Here is a 14535-nt window from a genome sequence, read left to right as displayed (position 1 = left end):
ATTCAAATAGTTCTAACAAAACTTTGCAGCTTATTCCCATAACTTGGGTGTGGGCCGTGGCTATCTATATAGATACCCAAAACAGAAAGTTGATTTATACGCAGGGATGTGTTTCCAAAGCTGAAAGCACATATAAAAACTTTTTAGTCAACCTTAGCTCAGTATTTTAGAAAATCTTAGAGTCTTTGATATGTTTGAGGTACGAGTTTATCAAAGATTCTTAGATTTTCAAAATACTGAGCTTTAGATTGACTGAAAGTTTTTATCGTGCTGAAGCTTGGAAACATATGCCGGAGTGTAAGTTGATTTTCGGCCGTGCAACCCTATAATATATTATTTGTTTTACAATTTAACTTACGATTTTGAAGCTATTTACTTTTGATAAGTTAAAGGTATTGAAGTTTACAATTAAGATAGGATAATATTAAATAAAAAGTTATTAAGTGGTGTGTTCTATAAGAAAAGAGGTGATTATTTAGTTGAGAGTGCTGACTAATATAAGTAACTCACTAAATATAAAATGAAAGCTTTAAAAAATAAAATATATATAATAATTATGGTAATTATTTTTATGATGATAATATCTATTTTTAGTATATTTTTACATCCTAATAAAAATATATTACAGGCACAAAACGGAGTTTTAGATCTTTCTAATTGGAATTTTGAAAAAGATGGAGTTATAAGTCTAGATGGAAATTGGGAATTCTATTGGAATAAGTTGCTGACATATGAAGATTTTCATAAAGGAGAACAAATAAAACCGGATGGGTATTTTGCTGTTCCTGATGTATGGACAAATTATACTTTAAATGATAAAAAGATTCCTTCTAAAGGATATGCGACTTATAGATTAAGAATAAAAACAAAAGATATAGAATCGCTAAAAGGATTAAAAATTTTAACAGCATCCACTTCATACAAGCTTATGATAAATAATAAAATAGTGGCCCAAAATGGAGTGGTTGGAAAAACAAAGCAAAGTACTGTTCCTCAATATAAACCTCAGGCTGTTAGTTTTAAAAATACTTCTGATAATTTTGAAATTATAGTTCAAGTATCAAATTATGTATATTCACGAGGAGGATTATGGTATTCTATTTACTTAGGAAGTGACCAAGAAATAAGGTCATTAAAGGAATTTAATTCAGGAAAAGAAATGTTTATGATTGGTGTATTTATGGTAATGTCACTTTATCATATGACCTTATTTTTACTTCAGAAAAAGAATAAATCTGCACTTTATTTTGCTTTAACACTTTTAATTACTTCTATAAGAATTGCAGTTACCGGTGAATATATAATTCTTAATTTAATACCTTCAGCAACTCTAAATTGGATGGTTCCTGTTGAATATATGACTATGTATTGGGGATTTATTATGATAACAATTTTTTCTTATGAATTATATCCAGAAGAAATATCCAAGAAAGTGATAAAAATTTCAATATATATTGGGACTTGTATAAGTTTATTTACTGTAGCGGCTCCTATAGATGTATTTACAAGATATTTAATATTTTATGAATTTTTAATAGTATGTATTTATGTTTATATTACATTTTCATTGTTAAGAGCTGTTCTAAAAAGAAGAGAGGATGCTATTTTGGTACTCTCAGGAATAGTAATTGTAATTGTAATATTTATAAAAGATGCTTTATACCACTGGGATATAGTTTATAATAAATATGGACCTAGCATTGAAATAGCAGCATTTATGTTTACGTTTATTCAAGCATATATTCTTGCGGAAAGATTTTCAAGAACCTTTAAGAAAGTGGAAGAGATGTCCGAAAAGCTTATAACGTTAGACAAACTGAAGGATGAATTTCTTGCTAATACTTCTCATGAATTACGAACTCCACTAAATGGAATAATAAATATAACTCAATCCTTATTAAAAGGTGTAGCAGGAAAACTTAATTTGAGTCAGGAAGAAAATCTTCAGATAGTTGTAGACTCATCTAAGCGACTTTATAATTTAATAAATGATATTTTAGATATTTCAAGCTTAAAGAACAATGAATTAAAGTTAAATCCAAAACCCTTAGATTTAAGGATGGTTGCAGAAACGGCAATATTTGTAATTGGACATTTAAAGAAAGAAAACAATGTTATATTTCAAAATCATATAAGTAAGGATATACCTGCTGTATTTTGTGATGAAGAAAGACTCTATCAAATTTTTTATAATATTATTGGAAACGCCTTAAAGTTTACGGAAAAAGGATTTATAACATTGGAAGCTAAAGTATCTCATAACAAAGTAACTATATTTATTAACGATACTGGTATAGGAATACCTGAAGATAAAAAGGAAAGCATTTTTAATGCCTTTGAACAAGCAGATTTTTCTATAAATAGAAAATATGAAGGAACAGGCCTTGGTTTATTTATAACTAAATGGCTAGTGGAACTTCAAGGAGGAGAAGTTGGTGTAGAATCACAAGAAGGAAAAGGATCTTGCTTTTTCTTTACATTTCCAATTGTAGAAAAAAAACCCGAGAACAGCATGAATGAACTTGGAAAAATATTGGAATTGAAGGATGAAAAGGTTGAAATACCTGATGATACTGATGAACTTGATAACTATAATATACTTGTTGTTGAAGATGATGCTGCAAGCCGTAAAGCTTTAATTAATAACTTGAGATTAGATGGTTATACTGTTAAAGCGGTTTTAAATGGATATGATGCATTAAAACTTTTAGGTAATGGAATAAAATTTGATATTATTATTTTAGACATTATGATGCCAGGGATTTCTGGATATGATGTTGTTAAAAGAATAAGAGAAAAATATCTGCCAGTAGAATTACCAGTGTTAATGCTTACAGCTAGAAGTAGTATTGAGAGTATATCTACAGGATTTAAAATTGGGGTCAATGATTATATTACAAAGCCTTTTGAACCTGAGGAACTTCATGCTAGAGTAAATAGTCTTATTCAAATGAAAAAAGCAGTAAAAAGTTTAGTTGACACTGAATTATCTTTCCTGCAGGCACAAATTAAACCTCATTTTATATATAATGCGTTGAGTGTTATTTCTTCTTTAAGTATAAGAGAACCAGTTAAAGCGAAAGAACTCATACTTGATTTATCTGATTATTTAAGAGGAAGTTTTGATTTTGAAAGTAGAGAAGGAAATACAACACTTAAAAAGGAATTAGATATTGTAAGGGCATACTTATCTATTGAGCAAGCTCGTTTCAGAGATAGATTGTGTGTGGAATTCATTGTAGATGACGTAGACTGTACTATACCAATGCTGTGTGTACAACCTTTAGTTGAAAATGCAGTAAGGCATGGAATTATGCCTATGCTTGAAGGTGGAAAGATTTACATCGTTGTACTGGACAAAGGAAACTATGCAAGGATATCGGTAATTGATAACGGTCTTGGAATTGATGAGAAAAAGGCGAAAAGCTTATTGTCAGGGGAAGTTAAAATGGGAAGTGTAGGACTGAAAAACATTCACAAGAGACTTATAGCATTATATGGAAAAGGCCTCACTATAACAAGAGGAGAAGAAAAGGGGACAAAGGTAGAATTTATTATACCTTATACAGTAAATAGGGGGGATTAGACGTGAATATTCTTATTGTAGATGATGAAATAAGCACATTGGAGGAGATAGAATTTTATGTAAAAAAGTATAAGGAATTTGATTGTTGTGTGGCGTGTAAGAATTCTGTAGAAGCACTAGAACAGGCTGAAAAGCAGCCTTTCGATATAGTTTTACTGGATATTGATATGCCTGTTATAAATGGACTTGAGTTGGCAGATAGACTACTTAATATTTTTCCAGGTATGAAGGTCATTTTTATTACAGCATATAACCACTATGCAACAGAAGCTTTTGAGGTAAATGCAATTGATTATGTTTTGAAACCAATTAGAGAAGAAAGATTGTTTAAAGCTTTAGATAGATTGGTAGGAAAAAAAGTAGATGATCATAAAAATAAAAAGGGTAATTATGAGATATACATTCAAACCTTTGGAAGACTTGTTGTTAAGGTAGGAGGAGAGGTAGTAAAATGGAATAGACAAAAGTCTTCAGAAATTTTTGCTTATCTCCTTGAAAATAGAGATGTTCCAGTACATAAAGAAAAATTATGTGATTTACTTTGGCCTGATTTGGAGCCTAAAAAAGCATTGGCTAATCTTCAAACAACAATTTATTCTATAAGAAAAACATTTTTAGCATATAACAGTCAGAAAATCTCTATTGAATATTCAGGGAATAGTTATATGCTCATCGCAAAAAATACTTATATTGATGCCTTTGAATTCGAAAAGGAGGTTCAAAAAGCTATAGATTTACAAGATGCAACTTTCTTAGAGTGTGCTATAGGCTTGTATAAGGGAGAATATTTATCTGAAGAAGGATGGATTTGGGCTGAAACTAAAAAAGAAGCCTTACGAAGAAAATATGTATTTGCTGTACAGAGATTAAAAAAGAGTTCTCATAAGGAATAAAAAAATGGTGTCAAAATGAATAAAAAATGAAAAAATATTGCAATAAAGTGAAAAAAATGTGCTTGAAAACGGTTCGATATGCCGTTTTTTGTTTTTTTGTCAGAGATTTGTCAGAATTATATTATAAAATATAAATATGGTAGAGTTTTGGCAAGTAAAAGGGTCAAAATAATGACTGAATTTGATAAATGTAGTTATTATGTGTAAAAGTAAGGAGGGGAGGAAAATTGTTCAGGGTTATGATTATTGATCCGAAAATAAAATCTAGTAATACTTTAAAGAATATGCTTAAAAACAGTATGGACATAGAGGTGCTAGGAGTTTATAGTAATACTAAAAATTTTTTAAAGGAATTTGTAAATAAAACAACAGATATAGTGTTCATATGGATAACAACTAATCATTATAATGGAATGCATTTGGCAAGAGCTATATGCAAGTCTTGTCCTAATACGAAAGTTATATTTTTTTCGGACAGAAATAAATTGGTTACAAATACTTTTGAACCAAAAGTTGTAGACTATTTGTTTTTTAAGTTTAGTGAGAATATAGTTAATGAAACAATAACTAACAGTTTAAAAACTATTTATGAAGAATGTTTTCAATAAAGAATTGATTAAAATAAGAAACTTTATGATATGGAGGTCAAATTTTCATGGCAGAAATTATAGTAATAACATCAGGTAAAGGTGGAGTTGGAAAAACAACCATTACGGCTAATATAGGTACTGCACTTGCAGCAATGGATAAGAAAGTTATACTAATTGATGGAGATACTGGCCTTAGAAATTTAGATGTATTGATGGGACTTGAAAATAGAATTGTTTTTAATCTTGTGGATGTAGTGGAAGGAAAGTGTGAATTAGAACAAGCTTTGATTAAGGATAAAAGATATGAGAAATTATTTTTACTTCCAACAGCACAAACAAGAGATAAGGAAGACATAAAAACGGAACAAATGTTGGGTTTGATCGATGAACTTAGAGATCAATGTGACTATATGTTAATTGATTGTCCTGCTGGAATTGAGCAAGGATTTGAAAATTCTGTAGTTGGAGCCGATAAAGCTATAATTGTAGTAAATCCTGAAATAACATCAATAAGAGATGCTGATAGGGTTATTGGCAAGCTTAAGAAAAAAGCATTTAGTGATATTAAACTTGTTGTTAACAGAATAGATTATGAAATGGTGAAAAACGGAGATATGCTTGATGTTGAGGATATAATTAGTAACTTAGAAATAAAACTTTTAGGAGTAGTTGAAAGTGATAAAAGAATAACTATATCTACCAATAGAGGAGAGCCTATTGTATTAAATGAAGATGCTGAAGTGGGGCAAGCTTTTAAAGAGATAGCTATGAGAATAGCTGGAATAGAAGTGCCGTTTAGAAGTTTTGAAGGGAATAATAATGTTTTTATTGATAAACTTAAAAAGTTATTCTCAGTTAAATAGGAGGTGAATTCGTTGAGCCTTTTTTCTGTGAAACCTTCTTCAAAAAATATAGCAAATCAGAGGTTAAAACTTATTCTGGTACATGATAGGACTGATATATCTCTCAAACTTTTGGAGATTATAAAAAATGAAATATTAAATGTTATTACAAAATATGTTGCTATTGATAACTCAGATATAGAGATAAAGTTGATAAAAGGTAACGAAAAAGAGAATAATTTAAGAATGCTAGTTGCAAATATACCAATAAAAAAATGTAAATAAGTATATTTTACAGAGCTAACTTAAATTCAACTTAATATGTAATTTTGGTTATACTAGAATGATAGAACTAGTAAAGAACAAGCTTATCATTCTAGATTGTTATATATATATTAGAAATACTTAAACGAGACTTTGTATTTTCAATGTTTCCATTAATATTATGCTATTAAGCTTTCTTAGGCATCGAAACAACCTTTACCTTTGACATTTGTACTAAGATTACTCCCCCTAAAATTATTATTGTAGCTAAAACTATCTTTAGAGATATAACTTCTCCTAGAAAAATAGCACCTAAAATTACTGCTACAGGTGGATTTATATAAGCGTAAGTACCGGCTTTAGCGGAAGGCCATTTTTGCAAGATATAGATGTAACAACTGTATCCAACAATAGATCCAAAAACTACGAGATATAATAGTGCCCCTAAACCTTTAGCAGTAATGTTCACTTTCGAAAATTCGCCATGAAAAGCTCCAATTAAAGATAAACAAAATCCTCCAGCAAGCATCTGTATAGCAATATTTGATATTGTTGATGCAGTAGAAGTGAAGCTTTTTGAGTATACTGAGCCTAGTGCCCAGGATAAAGCTGATGTAATTAATAATATTATGCCTATAATATCTAAAGGTGTTTTATTCCAATCTGAAAGTACTAAAAAAGCAACTCCTCCAAAACCAATTAATAGGCCTATCCATCCTTTTCTATTGATTTTAGTTTTAGAAGGCATTAAGGATTCTATAAGTGCCATGAAAAGGGGGACTGTTGCAATCATTAAAGATGCTATACCTGAACTGACTCTAGTTTCAGCCCAAACAACTCCTCCATTTCCTCCGACAAGAAGAAATACTCCTACAATAGAGATCTTAAGAACTTCTGATAAATTTTTAGGAATAGATAAACCTTTAATGGCAGCATAGCAAAACATTAAGCTACCCGCAATTATAAATCTGATTCCAGCAAAAATTGTTGGAGGCAGCTGACCGACACCAATTCTTATTGCAAGATAGGTAGACCCCCAAAAAATGCAGACAGCAATATAGGCTAATATAGTATTCCAGTGCTCTTTTCTTGTATTAAGTTCCATTTTCATTCCTCCATTCAAAATTTATATATGTATTATTTACGCATTCCGTTTTCCAATATGGTGGACAAAACAAGGGTAGTGGATGTTTCTTTGATACCTTTTATTTTCCATAAATCATCAATGAAATTTGAAATATCTGTTGGAGTACTTGCCCTTATTTTTAATAATAGACACCATTCTCCAGCTAATCTGTGACACTCTTCAATGACTACATTAGGAAGCTCAAGTGATAAAATCTGGTTTACAATTTCTTTGAAATTTTCACAACTAATTTTTACGTATAAGAGAGTTTTAATTGGTTCACCAAGCTTTTCCCAGTCAATTATAGTTCTATAACCTTTTATAATACCGTCTGCATAGACTATTTGCAGATGCTAGTAAATATTATCCTTTTTTCTACCACACAGAAATTTTTGAAAGCTCTTCCATGAAATTATTGAAAGAGCTTTCATCAAGTATTTAATATCCTATTATATAACTTTTTTATTGAATAGCTTGGATCGATCTGTAACTCATTTTTTATAAAATCAGAATACTCTAAATAGTATTTTTTAACACTTTTTTTTCCACCAATGGCATAATGCAACTTTAATGCAAATTTTCTTATATCTTCATCGTAAGGTTCATATTTAATTATAATTTCAATAATTTTTAACATTTTAAGTGGCTCAGCAGCAATGCTTTCATAATACTTTAGTAGTTTTTTAGCTCCATTTATAAAGTATCTATGATAAATTTCCCTTGCTTCATAACACCATTCACTATTAAACTCTTCAAGGATTGGAGTATAACTTGATATTATACTATCATAACATTCGAAATTTTTATCACTTATTTGAGTATTATCAAAAACAATGTCTTCTAGTTTAAATGCATCAACCTCTACATTTAACTCATTAATGCACAATTTATATCCATTTCCTATACATGTAATAGAAATATCTATATCATTTTCTCTTAAGGTTTTATTTAGTCTACTGATTGTACTACGAAGATTTATATCTGCCTTATGCTGATCTTTATCAGACCAGATTTCATCCATGAGCTGCCATTTAGATATTTTAGTATCACCCTTTTGTAATAGCATAAATGCAAATATTTCAGCACTTTTTGAAGTCATCCATCGAATAGAAGTGTTGCTTTCTCCTATATAGAGAAGAATGTCTCCAAATAATGAAATTCTTATTTTTTTATTTGGATTACTGGATTTATTATATAAATTTGCAGTTCTTCTTTTTTTTACACGTTCTATTGAACGATTAAGTTCTTCAAGCATAATAGGTTTTAGTAAATAATCTAAGGCACTTACACGAAAGGCATCTAGTGCATACTGATCATAAGCTGTAATAAATACAATTTCACCAGCATACCCAGCGGCGTATGCATTTTCGGCCAATGATAATCCATCCATTTCAGGCATTTCTATATCTAAAAATAATACATCAGGTTTATATATATTTATATTATCAAAAGCTTCATAAGAATTTGTATATCCTACTGCCTCAATATTCTCATTTCTAAGAAGTCTGCATGTATGTTCATTAGTTAATGCTTCATCTTCAATAACCATTGCCTTAAGCATGATTTGTGTCCTCCTATTTTTAATTTTCTACTTCTATTGGAATTTTTATTGTAATACTAGTTCCTACACCAAGGTCACTAGTTATTAATAAACCTTGTCCATATTTATTCAATAATCTTTTATTTACATTTTTTAAACCAATACTAGTTGTAAAAGTATTATCTAGAAGTTTTTCTAAGACTTCTTTTTCTATTCCTACCCCATTATCATCTATAGTAATTTCAATGAAATTCTTACTTTTTCTTGCAGCTATTTTTACAATTCCACCTGAAATACGTTTCATTAAACCATGACGTATTGAATTTTCTACAATAGGTTGTATAACCAAGGCTGGTATCTTATATTCTAAAAGTTTTTCATCTATATTAAGTTCAGTCTTAAGTCTATCTCCAAAACGTGCTTTTTCTATTTCAATGTAAGATTTAACGAGAGATAGTTCTCTTTTCAAACTAACAAATGAGTTAAAAGGATCAATTGTAAAAGTTAGTCGTAAAAAGTTACTTAATTCTCCAAGAAGTTTTCCAGCTCTCTCGCCATCACTATAACATAAGGAAATTATTGTACTTAAAGAATTATATAAAAAATGGGGTTTTATTTGTGACTGCAGAAATATAGCTTCTATTTTTAGCATTTCATTCACTGCTTCTTTTAACTTTAAAAGTGTTTTAACTTTTGATTTTAGTTCATTTGAATTGAAAGGCTTTACTAAGAAGTCATTTACACCGACTTCAAGACCAGCTTCTATTTCTTCTGGAGTATGTGTAACTGTAATGAGTAATATAGGAAGTTCAAATATTTTATAATTCTCTCGTATTTTTTTACATACATTGTAACCTGATAAACCTGGCATCATTGCATCAAGCAATATAATAGAGATATTCTTGTGTTTGTGCATTAATTTTAAAGCACTTTTTCCATCATAAGCAACTATAACTTCATAATGAGATTCATAAAATATTTCTTTCATTACCATTACATCTGAAGCATCATCATCTACAATTAGAAGTTTTACTTTTTTGACCTCATTGCCATTCGTATGTAGGGGAATTGATATATTTAATTTGTTTTCTTTAGCGATATTCGTAGTAGTACCCTTCGATTGAAATTTCACATTTTGTGTATTATTTGCAATACTTTTATCTATAGCTACTTTAGGAATTTTTAGATTAAATATGGATCCTTTATTAAGTTCAGAGTGCTTTAAATATAAATCTCCCCCCATATTACGAGCGAGTAATTTGGAAATAGAAAGACCCAATTCTGGTGAAACACCCTTTATAAAATCAGATTCTTTATAAAATACTTTTCTAACAAAAAGACTTTTTTGAGTATTTTTATCAATACCTAGCCCTGTATCTTCGAAGCTTACATAAACATAATTATCTATAATCTTTGCACTTACTTTCACATAACCATTTCCAGTATATTTTAGAGAGTTACCTATAAGATTAAAAATAATTTGTTTAAATCTATTCTCATCAGTATAAACATAATATTTACCTACAGGTATAGTATTTATGAGCTGTATATCTTCACCTTTTTTCATATATCCTAAAATATCAATTACCATCTGTATGGAACCATTAATGTCAAATGTTTTTTTGTTAAATTTTATATTTCCATTTTGTAGATATTCAAAGTCAATTATATCATTTACAAGACTTGATAATTTTGTTGCTATAGATATAATATTCGATAGATTTTTTTCGAATTTTAATGTTTCTTTTTCATTTCTCATTGCTTCAGCAATATTTATTATTGTATGTAAAGGAGTTTTGAATTCATGAGAGGTGTTTAATAAAATTTCATCTTTTATTTTATCTAATTTAATTAAATTATTCCTCATAACTTCTAAATTTAAATATGATTGTACATACTGATCTAGAAACATAGTTGACCATTCTATTAGCACAAATAGCAATATAATTAAAGGTATAAAATTATTATTTGTTATTGAAAAGAAATATAAAATATAATTAACATATTGAACTATATTTAAAATAATTCCAAAAAATAAAATCATTGTGCCATTAACATTTAATCGACCATATTCTTTATTTACAAGAGCTTTTATCATTAATATAGACACTAAAATTAAAAGCAATGTATTCATAAGTACAATTATATTTTCAAGCAAAGCCATAAATCTTGTTGGTAACATTAAAACCAGAAATATATTTATTGAAACTATTAAGGTAATCACTTTCATATATTTGTCTGGAATAAATATTTTTCCATTTTCTCTTATAAATAGACATATGAAGAGCACAATTAGACATATTAATGCTAAGGCTGTTTTTAATAGTATGATAAATGGAATAAATTTAGAAAGCTTATTGAAAATTTTATCAGTTTTTATAGCAAAAATGCAAGAATAAATTATACAGGATATACCAAAATATATAAGTATTTTTTCTTTTCTAGTTATAAAATAAATTCTAATATAATAAATTCCGAACATCATTAAAAAGGCTATACATACTATCTTAAATATATTTATTTTAAAATAATAATCTAATATATTTATATAACTTCCAAGATAAATGTTTTGTATTATTCCGCCATTATAATAATCTGAATTTGCCACCTGAATAATAATATCTAATGTATCACCATATGAGGGAAACATTGAAATAACTGGTACAACATTTGAAGAATACCCGCCTTTAAAACTGGATTCAACATTTCCACTTTTAGCTATCTCTCGACCATTTACAAAAATTTTATTTGCTGATCTCATATGTTCGGTAATTAAGCCATAAATGGATAAATCTTTATTTATCCTAACTTTTAATCTATAGGTTCCTATTCCTCTATTCGAAAGTATATTCTTACTTACTTCTTTTGTCCAGGGATTTGGGACATTAATATATAATTTTTCTGATAATACTTTATTATTAATATCCTTAGGTGATAAAAGCACATTAGGGTAAAATTCCCATTGTCCGTTTAATTTAACACGTCCACTAGCCTCAAAATCCCAATGAGAAAGATCTAAAAAACCATTTTTACATAACGGAGCTTCAACATTATTATTTTGAAAAATAAAAATCTTAATAATAATTGAAAGTATAATTACTATACCTAAAGATATAATGAAAATTTTATCATTGTTTTTAGATTTCAAATTCAGTTAACTCCTTACATAGTTTCTTTTGATCAAAGTTGCTTTGATTATATGCTATATTATACACATATTTTTATATTATATCGAAAATTGATAAAAGGTTCCATATTTTTCATTAACACCTAGAATTCAACATTAAAATTTTGCAACAATTTTGTAACAACTGATAGTATAAAATATAAAAAGTAAAAAAATGAAGTTTTAAGTAATACTATAGAATTCATATACTTAGTAGTTAATAAATCTAATACGCTTGGAATTAATCCTTCCCTAGAAGCAGCACATTATAAGATTAAATTAGGATGAGAAATTGTTTTTTTAGAAAAAACTTTTTACCCCCTGATATATAAAGAAGGGAAGAGAGATATGTTGAAATTAATTGGTGGAAGGTTAGTTATATGAAAAGAAATTTTTTTGAGCTTAAGATCGATTAGTAAGTAATCAAGTTTTATTCAAAAAGAAAAGGGGTATCTTAGAATGAAAAATTCAAATAAAATAGGAATATGGAAATTGAATATATTTAAAAAACTAGTTTTAGTATCATTAATTTTTGTTATTTTACCAGTATCTATTGTGGGGATTGTAAGTACAATTCAGTTTTCAAATACTATTAAATCGGAAACTTTATTAAATATGCAAAGTAAAGTAAATAGTAAACTAAAACTGCTGACAACAATTATTGATGGTCAAAAAATTGAGGCATATGCCATTGCTCATGATACGAATTCAATCAATGCACTGACGGAACTTATAAAAGGAGCTTCTGAAGTGAAAGCATCTGATAAACAAGGAATGAGAGAGTATCTTAGTGATTTTTACAAAAAAAATGATGGAATGTATGAAAATTTATTTTTCACTGACAGCAAAGGAGTAACAGTTGCTGACGCTTTGAATGGAAAATCAGATGGTGTAAATATAAGTAAGAGAGATTATTTTACTTCTGCTCGTGACTCTAATAAAACAGTGGTATCTGATGTTGTAGTGTCCTCGTCAACTGGAAATCCCATCATGGTGATTGTGGTTCCACTCTATAGTTCAGAAAAAGAATTTATTGGTGTTTTAGGAATGCCTATTAATTTTACACAGTTGATGGATAACTTAATTAAGAGAGATGATGGAGAGAAATATAATTATATTATATTTAACAAAAAGGGAATTGTAATTGCACATGAAATGAAGGAGCTAGTATTTAAGTCTGATATGACCAAGGAAGATCCTTCGCAAAAGACTCTTTATGAAAAAATGCTTAAAGTTCCAAAATCCTATGGCTCATATACACTGAAAGGTGTAAAAAAGACAATAGCATACACAAAATATTCTGAAAATAACTGGTTTCTTTCATGCTCTATTGCAGATGCTGATTATATGAGGCCGATTACAAGTCTTATTTGGAAGATTATTTTGATATCGATGTTATGCATTATAGTAGCGTCAGTTTTTGTATTAATATTTAGCCGTTCCATTTCCAATCCACTTAAGAAATTATCTAAAGTTGCAGAAGCCATTGCTGATGGGGATCTAACTCAAGAAGTATATGTATCAAAATCTGGAGATGAGATTGGAGCATTAACTAAAGCATTTCAAATCATGGTTAATAAATTGAAAACAGTTATTTATGAGGTTCGTGAAATGAGTATGAATACGGCAGCTTCTTCTGAGGAAATGACGTCATCTGCAGAAGAGGTAAGCCGTGCATCTTCTCAAATTTCAGAGGCAATCAATGAATTGGCTAAGGGAGCAAGTGAGCAAGCAGTTTCAACTGAGAAAGGTAACCAAAAAATTATTGAAGTGATTTCTGGAATACAGGACATAACTAATGAAATGTCAAAGTCTGAGCAGCTTGCAGTTACAGCTAAGGATAAAGTGAAAGTTGGTAAGAATTCTGTTGACTATCAAAAAGTTAAAATGACAGAGAATAAAGAAGTTGAGGGGAGAGTGGGAGTTTCTGTTAATGCTTTGTCAAAAAAATCTGCAGAAATTGGAGAAATTCTTAGTGCTATCATGAGTATATCTGAACAGACTAATTTATTATCCTTAAATGCAGCCATTGAAGCTGCACGTGCAGGAGAGCAAGGAAAAGGCTTTGCAGTGGTTGCAGAAGAAATAAGAATGCTTGCTGAACAATCTACAATATCTGCACAAAAAATTGAAGGTATTATTAAGGAAGTTCAAGAAAGTGTTAAAGGAGTAGTATATGAGATGAGTACCGTAGAGGTAGTTTTAAACGATCAAGAAAAAGCTTTATCTGATACAATAAATGCATTTCATAATATAGAGGAAGTTGTTATGAATATCAATTTGAATATTCGAAAAGTTACTGATGTATCAAAGGAGATAAATAGAAAAGCGAAGGAAGCTGGTGAGGTAATTGGTGATATCGCAAGCATATCTGAAGAAGCTGCTTCTGGAACCGAAGAGGTTGCAGCTTCAACTCAAGAGCAAACAGCAGGTGTTGAGCAGATTGCAGAAGCATCTAAAAGTCTTTCCAAACTTGCAAATGAATTACAAAGAAATATTGAAATATTCCGTATATAGAATCTTGCGCT

Annotated in this window: 10 protein-coding genes; 6 read left to right on the top strand and 4 right to left on the bottom strand. The window is 29.2% G+C overall.

Annotation, left to right across the window (positions count from 1 at the left end; translation table 11 throughout):
• Window positions 1–571: 571 nt before the first annotated feature.
• The 5 genes from I6U48_RS16580 (at window position 572) to minE (ending at window position 6196) form a co-directional block, all read left to right on the top strand.
• Complete coding sequence (locus I6U48_RS16580; RefSeq protein WP_218321579.1) at window positions 572–3586, top strand: ATP-binding protein; 3015 nt, start codon at window positions 572–574, stop codon at window positions 3584–3586.
• A gap of 2 nt (window positions 3587–3588) precedes the next feature.
• Window positions 3589–4479 (top strand): response regulator, encoded by an 891-nt coding sequence (locus I6U48_RS16575; RefSeq protein ID WP_218321578.1) that lies wholly within the window; start codon window positions 3589–3591, stop codon window positions 4477–4479.
• 227 nt (window positions 4480–4706) lie between these two features.
• Window positions 4707–5087 carry a response regulator gene (locus tag I6U48_RS16570; protein WP_218321577.1) on the top strand — a complete coding sequence of 127 codons (381 nt, stop codon included), beginning with the start codon at window positions 4707–4709 and terminating at the stop codon, window positions 5085–5087.
• Between the two features lie 47 nt (window positions 5088–5134).
• Window positions 5135–5932: a septum site-determining protein MinD gene (gene minD, locus I6U48_RS16565; protein WP_218321576.1), complete on the top strand. Its 798-nt coding sequence runs from the start codon at window positions 5135–5137 to the stop codon at window positions 5930–5932.
• A gap of 3 nt (window positions 5933–5935) precedes the next feature.
• Window positions 5936–6196: a cell division topological specificity factor MinE gene (minE, locus tag I6U48_RS16560; RefSeq protein ID WP_218321575.1), complete on the top strand. Its 261-nt coding sequence runs from the start codon at window positions 5936–5938 to the stop codon at window positions 6194–6196.
• 166 nt (window positions 6197–6362) lie between these two features.
• Here the strand turns inward: minE and I6U48_RS16555 are convergent, their stop codons facing one another.
• The 4 genes from I6U48_RS16555 to I6U48_RS16540 all read right to left on the bottom strand — a co-directional run bounded on the left by I6U48_RS16555 (window position 6363) and on the right by I6U48_RS16540 (window position 11989).
• Window positions 6363–7280: an EamA family transporter gene (locus I6U48_RS16555; RefSeq protein WP_218321574.1), complete on the bottom strand. Its 918-nt coding sequence runs from the start codon at window positions 7278–7280 to the stop codon at window positions 6363–6365.
• Between the two features lie 32 nt (window positions 7281–7312).
• The gene (locus I6U48_RS30515) at window positions 7313–7486 is read right to left on the bottom strand and encodes an Lrp/AsnC ligand binding domain-containing protein (protein ID WP_376774579.1); all 174 of its coding nucleotides are present in this window, start codon (window positions 7484–7486) and stop codon (window positions 7313–7315) included.
• A gap of 245 nt (window positions 7487–7731) precedes the next feature.
• A complete protein-coding gene (locus I6U48_RS16545) occupies window positions 7732–8862 on the bottom strand; it encodes a response regulator (protein WP_218321573.1) in 1131 nt (376 codons plus the stop codon).
• Window positions 8863–8881: 19 nt separating this feature from the next.
• Window positions 8882–11989 (bottom strand): ATP-binding protein, encoded by a 3108-nt coding sequence (locus I6U48_RS16540; RefSeq protein ID WP_246615401.1) that lies wholly within the window; start codon window positions 11987–11989, stop codon window positions 8882–8884.
• Window positions 11990–12466: 477 nt separating this feature from the next.
• Between I6U48_RS16540 and I6U48_RS16535 the strand changes: the two genes are divergently transcribed.
• Window positions 12467–14524 (top strand): methyl-accepting chemotaxis protein, encoded by a 2058-nt coding sequence (locus I6U48_RS16535; protein WP_218321572.1) that lies wholly within the window; start codon window positions 12467–12469, stop codon window positions 14522–14524.
• Window positions 14525–14535 lie beyond the last annotated feature (11 nt).

The sequence above is a fragment of the Clostridium thailandense genome (genome assembly GCF_019207025.1).
GTDB classification, from domain to species: Bacteria; Bacillota; Clostridia; order Clostridiales; family Clostridiaceae; genus Clostridium_AM; species Clostridium_AM thailandense.
Note: the sequence above shows the minus strand (reverse complement) of the source record. Positions and strands in the feature narration are given on the sequence as shown.

Excerpts from the sequence above, each read along its gene's own strand:
- I6U48_RS16580 (WP_218321579.1), top strand. The coding sequence starts at position 572 with ATGATGATAATATCTATTTTTAGTATATTTTTACATCCTAATAAAAAT.
- minD (WP_218321576.1), top strand. The coding sequence starts at position 5,135 with ATGGCAGAAATTATAGTAATAACATCAGGTAAAGGTGGAGTTGGAAAA.
- I6U48_RS16555 (WP_218321574.1), bottom strand. The coding sequence starts at position 7,280 with ATGGAACTTAATACAAGAAAAGAGCACTGGAATACTATATTAGCCTAT.
- I6U48_RS16545 (WP_218321573.1), bottom strand. The coding sequence starts at position 8,862 with ATGCTTAAGGCAATGGTTATTGAAGATGAAGCATTAACTAATGAACAT.
- I6U48_RS16535 (WP_218321572.1), top strand. The coding sequence starts at position 12,467 with ATGAAAAATTCAAATAAAATAGGAATATGGAAATTGAATATATTTAAA.